The sequence below is a fragment of the Leucobacter massiliensis genome (genome assembly GCF_002982315.1).
GTDB classification, from domain to species: Bacteria; Actinomycetota; Actinomycetes; order Actinomycetales; family Microbacteriaceae; genus Leucobacter; species Leucobacter massiliensis.
This window is the reverse complement of record NZ_MWZD01000014.1, coordinates 103,779-120,220: the sequence shown is the minus strand read 5'-3', so window position 1 is coordinate 120,220 and position 16,442 is coordinate 103,779. Positions and strand designations below refer to the sequence as shown.

Sequence of the window (16,442 nt, the reverse complement as noted above, 5' to 3'; positions counted from 1 at the left end):
GCTGAGACGGTGACACTGACGACCTCGCGCGCCGATTTCGAGCGGGCGCGCGCCTCCCACGCCGTGATCCCCGTGTGCCGGGAGATCTTCGCCGACGCCGACACGCCGGTCGGCATCTACCGGAAGGTCGCCGCCTCGCGGCCGGGAACCTTCCTGCTGGAGAGCGCCGAGCAGGGCGGCGTGTGGACCCGCTTCAGCTTCGTCGGAGCGGGGAGCTTCGGCGTGCTCGGCGAGCGCGAGGGGCGTGCCCACTGGCGCCCGGCCGGGGGGTCGGGCGCCCGGGCCGGCCGCGCCGAGGTGTCGGAGGACCGGCTGCTGCCGGGCGGCGTGTCCTCACTCGCGCCCGTCGCGGCGCTGCGCGCGGTGTACGAGCGCTGGCGCGCGCCGCAGGTACCCGGCCTGCCGCCCCTCGCGAGCGGCTTCGTGGGGTACCTCGGATGGGAGACGGTGCGGCAGTTCGAGCGCCTGGAGCACGGACCGCAGGAGGGGCCCGGCCTGCCGACGCAGGGGCTCAGCTTCGTTTCCGAACTCGTCGTGATCGACCATCGCGAGGGCAGCGTCGTGCTGCTCGCGAACGTGCTCAACGACGCGGTGCTCGACGGCGAGGCCCCCGCGGGCGCGCTGCCCGACGGCGGCTCATCCGATCGCCCCGCCGATGACGGCGCCCAGACCTCCGGCGACCAGGCCGCCGAGGCCGAGAACGCCGACGCCCAGAACGCCGATGCCCAGTGGGCCGAGGCGCAGGCCCGGCTCGATGCGCTGCAGGAGTCGCTCGCCGCCCCCGCCCCGTCGCCTCTGGGCGGTCTCGATCGCGAGGCGCTGCCCGATCCCGTCCGTCTCACCTCGACGCCCGAGTTCATCGAGGCCGTGGAGCGCGCCAAGCGCCACATCGTCGACGGCGACATCTTCCAGGTGGTCCCCTCGCAGCGCTTCGACCAGGAGTGCTCTGCCGATCCGCTCGATGTGTACCGGGTGCTGCGCCATCTCAACCCGAGCCCGTACCTCTATCTGCTGCAGCTCGAGGGCCGTGACGGGGAGCCCTTCGCGGTCGTCGGCTCCAGCCCGGAGGCGCTGGTCACGGTGCAGGAGAGCGGGCACGTGATGACGCACCCCATCGCCGGATCCCGCCCGCGCGGGGAGACGATCGAGGAGGATCAGCAGCACGAGCGCGAGCTCCTCGCCGACGAGAAGGAGCGCGCCGAGCACCTCATGCTCGTCGACCTCGCCCGCAACGATCTGCTGCGGGTCTGCGAGCCGTCGTCCGTGGCGGTCACCGAGTTCATGCGCGTCGAGCGCTTCAGCCACATCATGCACATCGTCTCGACGGTGGAGGGGCAGGTGCGCGGCGACCAGAACCCGGTGGACGTCTTCCGCGCGACCTTCCCCGCGGGCACGCTCTCGGGGGCGCCGAAGCCGCGGGCGCTGGAGATCATCGATGAGCTCGAAACCGTGCAGCGCGGCGTCTACGGGGGAGTGGTCGGCTACTTCGGACTCGGCGGCGCCGCGGATCTCGCGATCGCGATCCGCACGGCCACGATCACGGGCGGCGTGGCGATGGTGCAGGCGGGCGCCGGCATCGTCGCGGACTCGGTGCCCGAGACCGAGGACGCCGAGTGCCGCAGCAAGGCGGCCGCCCCGCTGCGCGCCATCGCGATCGCGAACACACTGCAGGATCTCCGCGATCCGGCTCGGCCGGGCGCTCTCCCGAGAGGCGGCCGCCATGCGCGCTAAGCTCGTCCTCCTCGCAGGCGTGGCGCTCTCGGGTGCCGTCGCGCTGATCGCCGGCTCCCAGCCGTGGGTCTCGTTCATGCTCGATGGCACGCACGCCGTGGAGAGCATCACGGGGCACGAGGCGAATCCCGCCCTCTCGCCCGTCGCGATCGCGATCGTCGCTTCGGCGCTCGCGCTCACGATCGCCGGTCCCGTCTTCCGTCGCGTGCTCGGGGTCCTCGTCGCCCTGCTCGGCGGTGGCCTGCTCGCGCTGAGCGCGGGCGTGCTCGCCGATCCGCTCGCGGCGGCCGGTGGCCGCATCACCGAGCTCACTGGCCTCGCGGGCGGGGCGACCGAGACCGTCGTGATCTGGAGCTCGGTCTCGGCTGCGGCCTGGATCGGGGCCGCGTGCGGCGTCGCCGCCGTGCTGCTCGGCCTCGCCGTGCTGCTGCTGGGGGGCCGCTGGGGTGCTGCCGGGCGCAAGTACGAGTCGCAGTCGCGCGTGCGCCCCGCCGGCGAGGCGCCGGACCGCATCTCCGATTGGGACTCCCTCAGCGAGGGCACCGACCCCAGCGACGATTTCCGGTAGGCTGGTCCCGTTCACATCTGTTCAGAGGAGATTCATGAGTACTCAGCACGGAGACCCCGGTCACGGTGATTCGCCCGCCGCGTGGACAGCGGTCGTGGTGATGCTGCTCGGCATCGCTGCCGGCACCGTCTTCTTCTTCCTCCACAACGCGACGATGGTGTGGGTGTGCGCTGGTGTGGTCGTGGTGGGCGCCGTACTCGGCTGGATCCTCGCCAAGGCCGGCTTCGGCGTCAACGGGCCGAAGTTCAGCCCCAAGCCGCACGACTGAGGTGCTCGAAGAACTGCTCGCGGGCTCCCTCGACGATGCGAGGGCCCGCATGGAGCGGCGTCCCCTCCGCCAAGTCGAGGCCGATGCACTCGCGAGACCGGCGGCCCTCGACGCCCTCGAGGCGCTCGCTCCTGCGGAGCGCATCCGGGTCATCGCCGAGGTGAAGCGCGCGAGCCCCTCGCGAGGGGAGCTCGCGGAGATCGCGGAGCCGCAGTCCCTCGCCGCCCAGTACGAGGCGGGCGGGGCGAGCGCGGTGAGCGTGCTCACCGAGGAACGCCGCTTCAAGGGATCCCTCGACGATCTCGAGGCGGTCCGCAAGGCCGTCAGCATTCCGGTGCTGCGCAAGGACTTCATCGGCGACGAGTACCAGGTGCTCGAGGCGCGGGCCGCGGGAGCCGACCTGGTCCTCCTCATCGTCGCCGCTCTCCCGCAGGACCGCTTGGAGCGGCTGTACGAGCTGATCCGGCAGCTCGGCATGACCCCGCTCGTCGAGGCCCACTCCGCCGACGAGGTGGCCCGGGCCGTCGACCTCGGCTCCGAGCTCATCGGCGTCAACGCCCGCGATCTGCGCACCTTCGAACTCGATCGGGAGCTCTTCGGCCGCGTGGCCGACCAGATCCCCGCCGGCGTGATCCGCGTCGCGGAGTCGGCGGTGCTCGACGTCGCCGATGTGCAGCGCTACCGCGAGGCCGGCGCCGATGCCGTGCTCGTCGGGGAGGCACTGGTCACCGGTGACCCGATCGCGACGCTGGGGTCCTTCCTGAGCGTCTGAGGCGCGCGGAGCCCCGCAGCGCCCCCACCGACCCCACGAGAGGCAGAGATGACAGAGTCGCTGCGCGCCCAGCGCGGGCCGTTCTTCGGAGACTTCGGCGGACGCTACATGCCGGAGTCGCTGATCGCGGCGATCGACGAGCTCACCGAGGCGTATGAGTCTGCGCAGGCGGATCCGGAGTTCCGCGCCGAGCTGGCCGAGCTCCTCGCCTCCTACGCGGGACGCCCCTCGCCGATCACGGAGGTGCCGCGCTTCGCCGAGCACGCGGGCGGTGCCCGCGTCTTCCTGAAGCGGGAGGACCTGAACCACACCGGATCGCACAAGATCAACAACGTGCTGGGCCAGGCGCTCCTGACGCGCCGGCTCGGCAAGAGCCGCGTGATCGCCGAGACGGGCGCGGGCCAGCACGGCGTCGCCACGGCGACCGCGGCGGCGCTCTTCGGGCTCGAGTGCACGATCTACATGGGCGAGGTCGACACGGAGCGCCAGGCGCTCAACGTCGCCCGCATGCGCCTGCTCGGCGCCGAGGTGGTGCCGGTGACGGCGGGTTCGCGCACGCTGAAGGACGCGATCAACGAGGCCTACCGGGACTGGGTGGCGAGCGTCGAACGCACCAACTACATCTTCGGCACCGCCGCGGGACCGCACCCCTTCCCGGCGATGGTCCGGGACTTCCAGAAGATCATCTCGGAGGAGGCGCGGGCGCAGCTCCTGGAGCGGACGGGCAGGCTGCCCGACGCCGTCGTGGCCTGCGTCGGCGGGGGGTCGAACGCGATCGGCATGTTCGACGCCTTCCTCGACGACGCGGGCGTTCGGCTCTTCGGCGTCGAGGCCGCGGGCGACGGCGTGGACACGGAGCGCCAGGCGGCCTCCATCGAGCGCGGCCGCCCCGGCATCCTGCACGGCGCGAAGACCTATGTGCTGCAGGACGAGGACGGGCAGACCATCGAGTCGCACTCGATCTCGGCCGGCCTCGACTACCCGGGCGTCGGTCCCGAGCACGCCTGGCTGGCCGACATCGGACGTGCGGAGTACATTCCGGCGACCGACGACGAGGCGATGCAGGCGCTGCGGCTCCTGAGCCGTACCGAGGGCATCATTCCGGCGATCGAGTCCGCGCACGCGCTCGCGGGCGCGATGCGCATCGGACGCGAGCTCGGTCCCGAGGCGATCATCGCCGTCAGCCTTTCGGGCCGCGGGGACAAGGACATGGCGACGGCGGGCCGGTACTTCGGCCTGCTCGACGGCGGGGAAGCGGGGCTCGGCGAATGACGGAGCAGGGGTCTGTGGTCGCGGAGACGATCCGCGCGGCCGGGCGGGAGCGCCGCGGCGCGCTCGTCGGCTACCTTCCGGTCGGATTCCCCGACCTCGACACCAGCGTCGAGGCGGCGATCGCGATGGCGCGTGCCGGGGCCGATGTGATCGAGCTCGGCGTCCCCTACTCCGATCCGGTGATGGACGGGACGGTGATCCAGGAGGCCACGAACGTCGCGCTTGCGGGGGGCTTCCGTCTCCGGCAGCTGTTCGATGCGGTGCGCCGCGTGCGGGAGGCCGTGGATGCACCCGTGCTCGTGATGACGTACTGGAACCCGGTGCTGCAGTACGGAGTCGACCGTTTCGCCGCCGAGCTCGCGGAGGCGGGGGGTGCGGGGCTCATCACCCCCGATATCACCCCCGACGCCGCCGCCGACTGGATCGAGGTCAGCGAGCGCTATGGCCTCGACCGGGTCTTCCTCGCGGCGCCGAGCTCGACGGACGCGAGACTGCGTCTCGTCGCGGAGGCCACCACCGGCTTCGTCTACACGGTCTCGACGATGGGGATCACCGGCGAGCGGGCGGAGCTCGACGCCGCGGCGCGCGGCCTGACGGCCCGCCTGCGCGAACAGGGAGCGGAGCTGGCCTGTGTCGGCATCGGGATCTCGACGGCCGCGCAGGTCGCCTCGGCGCTGGAATACGCGGACGGCGCGATCGTGGGGACCGCGTTCGTCCGCGCGCTGCGCGAGGGCGGGGTGCCGCGCCTCTCGGAGGTCGTCGCGGAGATCGCGGCGGGCACGCGGAGCCCGGGCGATGTCGGAGCCGCGCGCTAGGATTGACCCGACCGCGGGCCCGCCCGCGCCACAGACGAACGAACCCAGCGGCAGAGCGTCGCCGGCGAAAGAGGAGTGAATGATTCTCCCGTTGAGTATTCCGAGCCCCGATCTGCAGTTCCTGCAGATCGGTCCGCTGCGCATCTACTTGTACGCGCTCTGCATCATCACCGGCATCATCATCGCCGCCGTCTGGACCGGGCGGCGCCTGAGCCGCCGCGGCGGCGAGCGGGGAGCGGTCTTCGATTTCGTCGTGTGGGCGCTGGTGCTCGGCATCGTGGGCGCTCGCCTGTATCACGTGGTCACTCACTGGGGCGACTACTTCGGCCCCGGCCTCAATCCGCTCGAGGCCTTCGCCTTCTGGAATGGCGGCATCGCGATCTTCGGCGCGCTGCTGGGAGGTGCGATCGGCGTGCTCGTCGCCTCCCGCATCACCGGGATCCGCTTCTGGTCCTTCGCCGATGCCCTCGTCCCCGGCCTGCTCGTCGCGCAGGCCGTGGGCCGTCTCGGCAACTGGTTCAATCACGAGCTCTTCGGCGGCCCGACCACGCTGCCGTGGGGGCTGGAGATCGAGTCCAGCAATCCGGCGTTCCCGATCGGACTTCCGGCCGACACGCTCTTCCACCCCACCTTCCTCTATGAGGCGCTGTGGAATCTTCTCGGCGTCGTCGTGCTGCTCGCGATCGAGCGTCGCTGGCGGCCGCGCTGGGGCACCTTCTTCGCGCTCTACCTCATCTGGTACGGCATCGGCCGCACTTTCACGGAGTCGCTGCGCGTGGATCCGAGCCTGCTGTTCCTCGGTATCCGCACCAATGTGCTCGCCGCCTTCGCCGCGGTGGTGCTGGGCCTCGTGATCTTCATCGTGCAGCGCCGGCGTCACGTCGGGGTGGAGACCTCCGTCTACCTCCCGGGCCGCCACAATCCCGCCGATGCGGTGCTCGTCGAGACCGCGGATCCCGAGCGCTTCTTCCACGTGATCGATCGCGGCGATGCCGCATCGCCGTCCGCCGCGGACGACTCGGAGGGCGACGATCTCGCGCCCCCGACGGCGGATCTCGCCTCCGCGCAGCCGACCAGCCAGAGCAAGTAAGCCGACCGAGGAGCCGAAACCGACTATGCGTCATGCCAAGATCGTCGCAACCTGGGGGCCCGCGGTCTCGAGCTACGACCACACGCTCGCGCTCATCCGAGCGGGGGTGAACGTGGCGCGTCTGAACATGTCCCACGGCACCTACAACGTGCACGAGGGCATCTACCGCAATATCCGCCGGGCGGAGGCCGAGGTGGGGCGGCCGATCGCCGTCCTCGCCGATCTGCAGGGGCCGAAGATCCGCCTGGGCACCTTCGCGAACGGACCGTACGAACTGGCCGAGGGCGACGAGTTCGCGATCACCACCCGCGACGTCGTGGGCGACCGCCACCTGGCCGGGACGACGCACAAGGGGCTTCCCGGGGATGTGCAGCCGGGCGATCCGCTGCTCATCGACGACGGAAAGGTCGCCTTGCGGGCCGTGAAGGTCACCGAGGACACCGTGCACACGGTCGTCGAGGTTCCGGGGACGATCTCGAACAACAAGGGGATCAATCTTCCCGGCGTCGCGGTGAACGTGCCGGCGCTTTCAGACAAGGACGAGGACGATCTGCGCTGGGCGTTGCGCCTCGGCGTCGACTACATCGCCCTCTCCTTCGTCCGCGACGCCGCGGATGTGACCCGCGTGCACGAGATCATGGCGGAGGAGGGAACGCGCCTCCCGGTGATCGCGAAGATCGAGAAGCCGCAGGCGGTCGACCACCTGGAGGAGATCGTTGCGGCCTTCGACGGCATCATGGTCGCGCGAGGCGATCTCGGCGTCGAGCTGCCGCTGGAGCGCGTGCCGCTGGTGCAGACCGAGGCGATCGCGATCGCGCGGCGCAACGCGAAACCGGTGATCGTCGCCACGCAGGTCTTCGAGTCGATGATCGAGAATCCTCGTCCCACGCGGGCCGAGGCCTCGGACTGCGCGAACGCGGTGCTCGATGGCGCCGACGCGGTGATGCTGTCGGGCGAGACGAGCGTGGGGGCGTACCCGGTTCAGGCCGTGGAGACGATGGCGCGGATCATCGAGGCGACGGAGGAGCACGCGCTGGATCGCATCGACCCGCTCGGAGCCGCCCCGCGCACGCAGGGCGGAGCGCTGACGCTGGCGGCCTCCGAGGTCGCGGACTTCGTCGGCGCGAAGTACATCTGCGTCTTCACGGAGTCGGGGGACACGGTACGCCGCATGTCCCGCCTGCGCCGTCCGATCCCGATCATCGGCTTCACCCCCGACGCCTCGACGCGCCGCCGCATGGAGCTGACCTGGGGTGCGCGCAGCTATGAGGTGGATCGCGTGGGGTCCACGGATGAGATGTTCGTGCAGGTCGACGAGGTGCTGCTCGACCACTCGCGCGTCGAGATCGGCGACAAGGTGCTGATCATCGCGGGCTCGCCCCCCGGTGTGGTCGGCACGACGAACACCCTGCGCATCCACCGCATCGGCGAGGCCACGGGCCGCCTGCCCGACGCCGGCCCCCGCAAGCACACGATCGGCCGCGGCTCCATCCCGGTGTGACCCGCCCGGGCCCTGCCCCGGGCGGCGCAAGGCCCCGGCCAAGGCGCCCCGGTGAGACCCTTGCCGCCGACGATCCGCGATGAGTTGCGGTCGGCATGCACCACCGCGGCCTCGACGACGAGCCGTATCAGCGGCTGAAGCACGCGATCACCGAGCACACCGTTACCCTGTCCTAGACAAGCGTCAGGGCCGAGTCCCGGTATCCCCCGGGGGCTCGGCGCTTCCTTCCTCACACCCCTCGGGGGAGGCGAGTACGGGATACCAGCGCGTCGCGCGGCCATGCCGCGTGGCCCGTTCTCGGGCCGCGTTCCGGGTTCTGGGGGAGGCCCGTGTGCGGCGCTGGGGTGTCGGATGCGGGACTCGAACCCCGGCCGGCCGTTTGGGGCGACGCATCGCGTCGCGCGGCCACGCCGCGTGGCCCGTCCTCGGGCCGCGTTCCGGGTTCTGGGGGAGGCCCGTGTGCGGCACTGCGGTGCCGGATGCGGGACTCGAACCCGCACGCCTTTCGGCAGCGCATTTTGAGTGCGCCGTGTCTGCCAATTCCACCAATCCGGCGTAACGGCACTACTGTAGCGCACGGGCGGGGCGGGGCCGAGCGCCGGGTGAGCTCGGCGGGCGCGTGTTTCAGGCGGCATGGAGTCCGATCGCGGTAGGCTTGAGGCGTGAATGACCAGAGCACTGCACCGAGCGCCCCGCGACGCGTCGTCGTCGCGGAAGACGAGTCCCTGATCCGCCTCGACATCGTCGAGACCCTGCGCGATAGCGGCTACGACGTGGTGGGAGAGGCGGGTGACGGCGAGGAGGCGGTCCGCCTGGTGGAGGAGTTGCGTCCTGATCTCGTCGTCATGGACGTGAAGATGCCGAAGCTGGACGGGATCTCCGCCGCCGAGCAGATCAACAAGGATCAGATCGCCCCCGTCGTGCTGCTGACCGCGTTCAGCCAGCGCGAGCTGGTGGAGCGCGCCAGTGAGGCCGGCGCGCTCGCCTATGTGGTGAAGCCGTTCACCCCCGCCGATCTGATCCCGGCGATCGAGATCGCGCTGTCGCGCTTCCAGCAGATCGTCGCGCTGGAGAGCGAGGTCGCTGACCTTGCCGAGCGCTTTGAGACGCGCAAGCTGGTGGACCGCGCGAAGGGCATCCTGAACGACAAGATGGGCCTCAGCGAGCCCGAGGCCTTCCGCTGGATTCAGAAGGCCTCGATGGATCGCCGCCTCACGATGCAGGACGTCGCGAAGACGATCATCGATCAGCTCGGCCCGAAGAAGAACTGACCGCGACCCGGAAGCTCTGTGAAACGCCCCCGCCGCCGCGGGGGCGTTTTGCGTTCCAGCGTCTGTTTCCTCAGTCGCGGCGGATGGGCTTGTAGTAGTTCGTGATCCGGACCGTGGAGCAGCGAACGCCTCGATCGTCGGTGATGACGATCTCGTGCACCGCGATCGAGCGGCCGAGCTTCAGCGGGGTGCAGACGGCGGTGACGGTGCCGCTGGTGGCCGAGCCTGTGTGCGTGGCGTTGATGTCGACGCCGACGGCCACGTAACCCTCCGGGGCGACGAGGTTCGCGTGCATGGAACCGAGCGACTCGCCGAGCACGACGTAGGCGCCGCCGTGCAGCAGGCCGATCGGCTGGGTGTTGCCCGCGACCGGCATGGTGGCGACTCCGCGCTCCCGCGTGAACTCGGTGAACTCGATGCCCATCTTGTCGGCGAGCGCACCGAGGCCGCGCCGGCGGATGTAGTGCATACCGTCTTCCGAACCCGAGGCGGCGAGCGCGGATTCGGCGGGGTCGGTGCGAGCTGCTGCGGGGTCCTGCATGGTGCGATCTGGTTCCTTTGTCGGTGGTGGCTTGTAGGCTTGCCGTGTGTCGAATCCTCAGCCTACCCTCATGATCATCGACGGCCATTCGCTGGCGTTCCGGGCGTTCTACGCCCTCCCCGTCGACAGCTTTCAGACCCAGACGGGCCAGCACACGAACGCGATCCACGGCTTCATCGCGATGCTGATCAATCTGCTCGGCAATGAGCGGCCCGATGCGCTGGCGGTGGCATTCGACATCTCCCGCCACTCCTTCCGCACGGAGGAGTACCCGGAGTACAAGGGGACCCGTGCGGAGACGCCGCCCGAGTTCAAGGGTCAGGTGCCGCTGCTGCAGGAGGCGCTGCACGCGATGGGCATCCGCACGCTCGAGAAGGAGAACTTCGAGGCGGACGACATCCTCGCCACGCTTGCGACGCGCGGCGCCGAGGCGGGGTACCGGGTGCTGGTGGTGAGCGGTGACCGCGACACGATCCAGCTCGTGGACGATCGCATCACCCTGCTCTACCCGTCGAAGCAGGGCGTGAGTGAGCTGACGCGCTACGACGCCGAGAAGGTCATGGAGCGCTACGGGATCCGTCCCGAGCAGTATCCGGAGATCGCGGCGCTCGTCGGCGAGACCAGCGACAACCTGCCGGGCATTCCCCGTGTCGGCGAGAAGACTGCGGTGAAGTGGATCAACCAGTTCGGCTCGCTCGAGGAGATCCTGCGTCGTCAGGACGAGATCGGGGGAAAGGTGGGGGAGAGCCTGCGCGAGCACGCCCACCTCGCGGAGCGCAACCGTCGGCTCAATCGCCTCGTGCGCGATGTGGAACTCGACGTCACGCTCGACGACCTCAAGCGCGGTGAGATCGACATGGCGGCCGTGCAGCAGGTGTTCGCGAAGCTCGAGTTCCGCACGCTGCTGCAGCGGGTGGGCAAGCTCGCCGGGGCCGAAGTGCCTGCGGGGGGCGCCACGACCGCTGCCGCGTCGCTCGCCCCTGAGCGCCCGGTGGCGAAGACGCTCATCGACGAGGAGCTGGGCGACTGGTTGTCGAAGGCCGACCGGCCGGCCGTCGTGATCCGCGAGAGCGAGGCGGGCTTCGAAGTGGGGGTCGCGACTCCGGAGGCGACGGTGCTGTTCCACTGGCAGCCCGGCGGCCGCGACTATGCGCAGTTCGAGGGGTGGCTCGCCTCGGAGGCGCCCAAGGTGTTCTTCGATGCGAAGCAGCAGATCGCAGCTGCGGCTCGCGCGGGCGCCACGATCGGCGGCATCGACGGCGACCTGCTGCTCGCGGCATGGCTGCTGCGTCCCGGGAACGCCGAGAAGGACATCGCCGAGGCGGCGTTCCGCTTCCTGGGGGAGCAGGTACCGCAGGGCGACCCCAATCAGCTCGTGCCCGACGAAGGCAGCGTCGCCGACTCGGCGCTGCTCGCCTGGTACACGGTGCGCGCGCACGCCGCCGCGGTGGAGCGCTTCCAGTCCCGCACGGAGGAGATCTACCGCGAGATCGAGCTGCCGCTCGTGCCGGTGCTCGCCGCACTCGAAGAGCGCGGCGTGCAGATCGACAAGCCGCTGTTCGAGGCGCACCACGCCGAACTGACGGAGCGGGTGGCGGAACTGGAGCAGCAGGCCTTCGCCGCCATCGGCCGCGAGGTCAACCTGTCGTCGCCGAAGCAACTGCAGGAGGTCCTCTTCGAGCAGCTCGACATGCCCAAGACCCGCAAGACGAAGAGCGGGTACACGACCGATGCGGCGGCGCTCGCCGAGCTGCAGCTCAAGAAGCCGCACGCCTTCCTCGACGCGCTGCTCGCGCACCGGGACGCAAACAAGCTGCGTCAGATGGTGGAGACGCTCATCAAGGCCGTGCAGGAAGACGGGCGCATCCACACCACTTTCTTGCAGACCGGCGCCAGCACCGGGCGTCTTGCCTCCACCGACCCGAATCTGCAGAACATCCCGGTGCGCTCCGAGGAGGGCAGGCGGATCCGCGAGGGCTTCATCCACGCACCCGAGTACGAGACGCTGATGACCGCCGACTACTCGCAGATCGAGATGCGGATCATGGCGTACCTCTCCGGAGACGCGGGGCTCATCGAGGCCTTCAACGCGGGGGAGGATCTGCACCGCTTCGTCGGCGCTCGCATCTTCGGCGTGCCGCCCGAGGAGGTCACCAGCGAGATGCGCTCGAAGGTGAAGGCCATGTCCTACGGGCTCGCCTACGGGCTCTCGGCCTTCGGGCTCTCCCGGCAGCTCGGGATCACGGGCGCCGAGGCGAAGCAGCTCATGGTCGATTACTTCGAGCGATTCGGCGGCGTGCGCGACTACCTGCGCTCCGTGGTGGACCAGGCCAAGCGCGACACCTTCACCGAGACCATCTTCGGGCGCCGTCGGCCGTTCCCCGACCTCGCCAGCCCCAACCGGGTCCTGCGCGAGAACGCCGAGCGCGCCGCCCTGAACTCACCCATCCAGGGCTCGGCAGCCGACATCATCAAGCGTGCCATGATCCAGGTGGAGCGCCGGATGCGTGAGGCCGAGCTCGACTCGCGCATGCTGCTCCAGATCCACGACGAGCTCATGTTCGAGGTGGCGCCAGGGGAGTGGGACGCGCTCGAAGAGATCGTCCGCGAGGAGATGGCGGGAGCCGCAGAGCTCTCCGTGCCGCTTGAGGTGCAGGTGGGGCGCGGGGCGAATTGGAACGCTGCCGCGCACTAGCGTGCGCGGCAGCGTGCTGCAGGCCGGACCGCGCCCGAGGGCGTGCGCGGCGCCTCAGCCGCGTCAGCGGGGTTCGAGCACGAAGCGGTCTCGCGCCGCGAAGATCCCGACGACCCCCTGCCCCGTCATCGTGACCAGCAGGATCGCGAGCGGCGCGGTCCAGCTCTCCGTCGCCGCGTGCAGCGCACCGAAGAGTGCCGGACCGATCGCCGCGAAGGCGTAGCCCACCGACTGCGACATGCCGGAGAGGGCCGAGGAAGTGCCGTGATCCCGAGCCCGCTGAGCCATGAGGGTGAGCGCCGTGCCGAGCGACGCCCCGGCGAAGAACCCCAGGGGCAGCACCCAGAACCCGATTGCCCCCGGCAGCAGCATGATGCCCAGGATCCCCGCCAGGCCGAGCAGCGGCAGCGCCACCGGTGTGATCCGGGCGCCGCGGCCACGCAGCAGCGCGGCCACCGCGAGCGCCCCGATCACCGAGCAGAGCTGGTACACCATGACGTCGAAACCCGACACGGTCGCATCGCGACCCGTCGACAGCGATATCGGGGCGAGCCACGTCACCAGCACGTAGAAGCTCGTGGACTGCAAGCCCATGTAGGCCGCGACCAGCCAGCCGATGGGGTCCTGCCAGATGCCGAGCCGGCTCGGCGCAGCGACCGGGGCCCGTCCTCCCGCGGGGTCGTTGGCCCGCGCAAGGCGCGTGTTCAGCACCCAGGCGCCCACAGCGAACGGGAGCACCGCCCCTCCGGTGACCAGCAGGGCGAGGCGCCAGTCCGGCCCCGAGCCGTCATCGCCGGCGACCGCGAGTGGCACCGCAAGTCCCGAGGCGAGGGCCCCCGCCCCGCCGAGAATGGCCGAGTAGACGCCCATCATCAGCGGCACGCGCCGCGGGAAGTCCCGCTTGACCACGGCGGGCAGCAGCACGTTCCCGATGGCCAGGGCGACTCCGATGCACGCGGTGCCGAGCCACAGCCACAGACTCGGCCCGGGCTGCGAGCGCAGCACCGTGCCGACGACGAGCAGGACGAGCGCGGCGAGCACCGCTCCGCCGAGGCCGAGCCGGCGGCCGAGACCGTGAGCGAACGGCGAGACGATCGCCCAGGTGACGAGCACGATCGTGGACAGGGATCCCAGGACGGCGAGCGGAATGCCGGTGTCGGCGGCGATCGGGTCGATGAGCGGCCCGACGGCCGTGATCGCCGGCCGCATCACCACCGCCACGAGGCAGAGGGCGAGCACCGCGAGGACTGCCCGGCTTCGCGCGCTCCGCATCCGCTTCTCCTCCTGACGGGTGCCGCCGGCACCGATCCGCTCGCCCGCCGCACTCCGGCGGCGCCTCCGCCCAGCCTAGCCCCGCCACCGGCGGCGACGAGCCGGCGGCGACCCGCGGTGCCGGGCGCATCGCGCGCTTGTCCCCGGGCCGCGCGCGGGGTAGAGTGGAGTGTCACAACTGTGGCGACTCAACCATGTCCACACGTGGACGCGCCTCGCGGATCATCGATCCGACCGCTTTGCGGCGCGCGCCCGCCTGAATCCCTGTCCATTCTGGAGACCAATTTCATGACGAACGCAACGACCGAAAGCAAGCAGGTCGCGATCAACGACATCGGCTCGGCCGACGACTTCCTTGCAGCGGTCGAATCGACCCTGAAGTTCTTCAACGACGGCGACCTCATCGAGGGCACCGTGGTGAAGATCGACCGCGACGAGGTGCTCCTCGACGTGGGGTACAAGACCGAGGGTGTCATCCCCTCGCGTGAGCTGTCCATCAAGCACGACGTGAACCCCGACGAGGTCGTTCAGGTCGGCGATCCGGTCGAGGCGCTCGTGCTCCAGAAGGAGGACAAGGAAGGCCGCCTCATCCTGTCGAAGAAGCGCGCGCAGTACGAGCGCGCGTGGGGCGACGTGGAGCGGATCAAGGAGAACGAGGGCGTCGTCACCGGCACCGTCATCGAGGTCGTCAAGGGCGGCCTGATCGTCGACATCGGGCTCCGCGGATTCCTCCCGGCCTCGCTCATCGAGCTGCGCCGCGTCCGCGACCTGACCCCCTACCTGGGCCAGGAGATCGAGGCGAAGATCCTCGAGCTCGACAAGAACCGCAACAACGTGGTGCTCTCGCGCCGTGCGCTCCTCGAGGAGACGCAGTCGGCCACCCGCTCCTCCTTCCTCGCCGAGCTCAAGCCCGGCCAGGTCCGCAAGGGCGTCATCTCCTCGATCGTCAACTTCGGCGCCTTCGTCGACCTGGGCGGCGTGGACGGCCTCGTGCACGTCTCCGAGCTGTCCTGGAAGCACATCGAGCACGCCTCCGACGTGGTCGAGGTCGGCCAGGAGGTCACCGTCGAGGTGCTCTCCGTCGAGCTGGACCGCGAGCGTGTCTCGCTGTCCCTCAAGGCGACCCAGGAGGACCCGTGGCAGGTCTTCGCCCGCACCCACGCGATCGGCCAGATCGCCCCGGGCGTCGTCACCAAGCTCGTCCCCTTCGGCGCCTTCGTACGCGTCGCCGACGGCATCGAGGGCCTCGTGCACATCTCCGAGCTGTCGGGTCAGCACGTCGAGCTCGCCGAGCAGGTCGTGCAGGCCGGCCAGGAGGTCTTCGTCAAGATCATCGACATCGACCTCGAGCGTCGCCGCATCTCGCTCAGCCTCAAGCAGGCCAACGAGGGCGTGGACCCCGAGGGCACCGAGTTCGACCCGGCGCTCTACGGCATGACCACCGAGTACGACGAGAACGGCGAGTACAAGTACCCCGAGGGCTTCGATCCCGAGACCCAGGAGTGGAAGGAAGGCTTCGAGGCGCAGCGCGAGAAGTGGGAGCAGGAGTACGCTGCTGCCCAGGAGCGCTGGGAGGCCCACAAGAAGCAGGTCGCCGCTTCGCTCAACGAGGTCGCCGCAGCTCCCGCCGCCGACAACTCGGCTTCGAGCTTCTCGAGCGAGTCGTCGTCGACCGGTGCACTCGCCGACGACGCCGCCCTCGCGGCGCTGAAGGCGCAGCTCGAGGGCAACTGACCCTCGCGCACGCTCCCGAGCAGACGAAGGGCCCGGCACTCCTCAGGGATGCCGGGCCCTTCGGCGTCTCCGGATGCGTCACGCGCGCCCGCAGGGGGGGGCATCGCCGGAACGGACGCAGCCGCCCGGCGGGTCCCGCGTCGTCCGCCCTTCCCGCAGCGGCTCAGGGAGCGGAGGCGGCCGCTGCGCCCGTCCCGCAGCCGCTCAGGGAGCGGAGGCGGGCGCCGCGGCGCGCCGGGCCGCCCGCTCCCTGAGAGCGCGGCGCAGGCGCCGCACGAGCAGCGCGACCGTGAGCACGAGCAGCGCGAGCGCGATCACCGGCACCACCACCGCGAGGATTGTCAGCACCACGGCCCCGAGATCCTCGAGCGTGCTCGACACCGCGGCCCCAGCGCCCGCGGTGAGCACGTTCAGGATCGGCCGCGCGAGCGCCTTCAGTATGTGCGGCACGAGGGCGATCGCCACGCCCAGCACGAAGGGCCAGAACTGCGCCGAGGCAACGAACTCGGCGGGATCCGTCACCGCGACCGTCTCGCTCGACGATCCCGCGGAGAAGACGATGCCGCCCGAGGCCGGCCGCACCACCGTCTGCACGACATCGTTGACGCTGTCGAGAGCCGGGAACTTGTCGACGAGCACCTCGACGATGAGCAGCACGCCGAGGACGCCGAGCGCCCACTCGTTCTCGAGCCAGGCCCAGCCCGCGGGCAGATGCACCAGCTCGGTGAACCGCGAGAGCAGTCCGAGTCCGAGCATCGGGATGTAGGCGTTGAGGCCTGCCGATGCGGCGAGCGTGAGCCCGGTAATGATCTCGAGCACGGTTCCCCTCCTCGCTTCCAGCCTACCGACCCCTTGCGCGGAACCGCTGCCGGGACGGTGCGCGATGAGCCGTCCCGGGAGCTATCGACCCCT

Annotated in this window: 14 protein-coding genes and 1 tRNA gene; 11 read left to right on the top strand and 4 right to left on the bottom strand. The window is 70.4% G+C overall.

The window, feature by feature from the left end; translation table 11 throughout:
* Nucleotides 1–9: 9 nt before the first annotated feature.
* The 8 genes from B4915_RS04795 (at nt 10) to pyk (ending at nt 8,017) form a co-directional block, all read left to right on the top strand.
* Nucleotides 10–1,731 (top strand): anthranilate synthase component I, encoded by a 1,722-nt coding sequence (locus tag B4915_RS04795; protein ID WP_105804698.1) that lies wholly within the window; start codon nt 10–12, stop codon nt 1,729–1,731.
* Complete coding sequence (locus B4915_RS04790) at nt 1,721–2,299, top strand: Trp biosynthesis-associated membrane protein (protein WP_105804697.1); 579 nt, start codon at nt 1,721–1,723, stop codon at nt 2,297–2,299. Before B4915_RS04795 ends, B4915_RS04790 begins: the two co-directional genes overlap by 11 nt.
* Nucleotides 2,300–2,333: 34 nt before the next feature.
* A complete protein-coding gene (locus tag B4915_RS04785; RefSeq protein ID WP_105804696.1) occupies nt 2,334–2,567 on the top strand; it encodes a DUF6704 family protein in 234 nt (77 codons plus the stop codon).
* A 1-nt stretch (nt 2,568) separates the two neighbouring features.
* Nucleotides 2,569–3,339 (top strand): indole-3-glycerol phosphate synthase TrpC, encoded by a 771-nt coding sequence (gene trpC, locus B4915_RS04780; protein WP_105804695.1) that lies wholly within the window; start codon nt 2,569–2,571, stop codon nt 3,337–3,339.
* A gap of 48 nt (nt 3,340–3,387) precedes the next feature.
* Entirely contained in the window at nt 3,388–4,611 is a 1,224-nt protein-coding gene (gene trpB / locus B4915_RS04775) for a tryptophan synthase subunit beta (RefSeq protein WP_105804694.1), read from the top strand.
* Nucleotides 4,608–5,426: a tryptophan synthase subunit alpha gene (gene trpA / locus B4915_RS04770; RefSeq protein WP_105804693.1), complete on the top strand. Its 819-nt coding sequence runs from the start codon at nt 4,608–4,610 to the stop codon at nt 5,424–5,426. Before trpB ends, trpA begins: the two co-directional genes overlap by 4 nt.
* A gap of 79 nt (nt 5,427–5,505) precedes the next feature.
* The gene (gene lgt, locus B4915_RS04765) at nt 5,506–6,516 is read left to right on the top strand and encodes a prolipoprotein diacylglyceryl transferase (RefSeq protein WP_105804692.1); all 1,011 of its coding nucleotides are present in this window, start codon (nt 5,506–5,508) and stop codon (nt 6,514–6,516) included.
* Nucleotides 6,517–6,541: 25 nt separating this feature from the next.
* A complete protein-coding gene (gene pyk / locus B4915_RS04760; RefSeq protein ID WP_105804691.1) occupies nt 6,542–8,017 on the top strand; it encodes a pyruvate kinase in 1,476 nt (491 codons plus the stop codon).
* 473 nt (nt 8,018–8,490) lie between these two features.
* On the opposite strand, the gene B4915_RS04755 is transcribed toward pyk, so the two are convergent.
* A tRNA-Leu gene (locus tag B4915_RS04755) sits at nt 8,491–8,572 on the bottom strand.
* Between the two features lie 107 nt (nt 8,573–8,679).
* Here B4915_RS04755 and B4915_RS04750 point away from each other — a divergent pair.
* Nucleotides 8,680–9,288, top strand: a complete 609-nt coding sequence (locus B4915_RS04750; protein WP_105804690.1) for an ANTAR domain-containing response regulator — start codon at nt 8,680–8,682, stop codon at nt 9,286–9,288.
* A gap of 70 nt (nt 9,289–9,358) precedes the next feature.
* Here B4915_RS04750 and B4915_RS04745 read toward each other — a convergent pair whose 3' ends face one another.
* Nucleotides 9,359–9,757 (bottom strand): PaaI family thioesterase, encoded by a 399-nt coding sequence (locus B4915_RS04745; protein WP_245907350.1) that lies wholly within the window; start codon nt 9,755–9,757, stop codon nt 9,359–9,361.
* Between the two features lie 142 nt (nt 9,758–9,899).
* On the opposite strand from B4915_RS04745, the gene polA reads away from it, so the two are divergent.
* Nucleotides 9,900–12,524, top strand: coding sequence for a DNA polymerase I (polA, locus tag B4915_RS04740; protein WP_105804688.1), 2,625 nt, complete (start codon nt 9,900–9,902; stop codon nt 12,522–12,524).
* A 63-nt stretch (nt 12,525–12,587) separates the two neighbouring features.
* On the opposite strand, the gene B4915_RS04735 is transcribed toward polA, so the two are convergent.
* Entirely contained in the window at nt 12,588–13,796 is a 1,209-nt protein-coding gene (locus B4915_RS04735; protein WP_105804687.1) for an MFS transporter, read from the bottom strand.
* A gap of 288 nt (nt 13,797–14,084) precedes the next feature.
* On the opposite strand from B4915_RS04735, the gene rpsA reads away from it, so the two are divergent.
* A complete protein-coding gene (rpsA, locus tag B4915_RS04730) occupies nt 14,085–15,530 on the top strand; it encodes a 30S ribosomal protein S1 (protein ID WP_105804686.1) in 1,446 nt (481 codons plus the stop codon).
* Nucleotides 15,531–15,734: 204 nt separating this feature from the next.
* Here the strand turns inward: rpsA and B4915_RS04725 are convergent, their stop codons facing one another.
* Nucleotides 15,735–16,349: a DUF4126 domain-containing protein gene (locus B4915_RS04725; RefSeq protein ID WP_105804685.1), complete on the bottom strand. Its 615-nt coding sequence runs from the start codon at nt 16,347–16,349 to the stop codon at nt 15,735–15,737.
* Nucleotides 16,350–16,442 lie beyond the last annotated feature (93 nt).

What these genes read in the sequence shown, in the direction of transcription:
- B4915_RS04790 (WP_105804697.1), top strand. Translation starts at nt 1,721, where the DNA reads ATGCGCGCTAAGCTCGTCCTCCTCGCAGGCGTGGCGCTCTCGGGTGCC.
- B4915_RS04785 (WP_105804696.1), top strand. Translation starts at nt 2,334, where the DNA reads ATGAGTACTCAGCACGGAGACCCCGGTCACGGTGATTCGCCCGCCGCG.
- trpB (WP_105804694.1), top strand. Translation starts at nt 3,388, where the DNA reads ATGACAGAGTCGCTGCGCGCCCAGCGCGGGCCGTTCTTCGGAGACTTC.
- trpA (WP_105804693.1), top strand. Translation starts at nt 4,608, where the DNA reads ATGACGGAGCAGGGGTCTGTGGTCGCGGAGACGATCCGCGCGGCCGGG.
- lgt (WP_105804692.1), top strand. Translation starts at nt 5,506, where the DNA reads ATGATTCTCCCGTTGAGTATTCCGAGCCCCGATCTGCAGTTCCTGCAG.
- pyk (WP_105804691.1), top strand. Translation starts at nt 6,542, where the DNA reads ATGCGTCATGCCAAGATCGTCGCAACCTGGGGGCCCGCGGTCTCGAGC.
- B4915_RS04745 (WP_245907350.1), bottom strand. Translation starts at nt 9,757, where the DNA reads ATGCACTACATCCGCCGGCGCGGCCTCGGTGCGCTCGCCGACAAGATG.
- polA (WP_105804688.1), top strand. Translation starts at nt 9,900, where the DNA reads ATGATCATCGACGGCCATTCGCTGGCGTTCCGGGCGTTCTACGCCCTC.
- B4915_RS04735 (WP_105804687.1), bottom strand. Translation starts at nt 13,796, where the DNA reads ATGCGGAGCGCGCGAAGCCGGGCAGTCCTCGCGGTGCTCGCCCTCTGC.
- rpsA (WP_105804686.1), top strand. Translation starts at nt 14,085, where the DNA reads ATGACGAACGCAACGACCGAAAGCAAGCAGGTCGCGATCAACGACATC.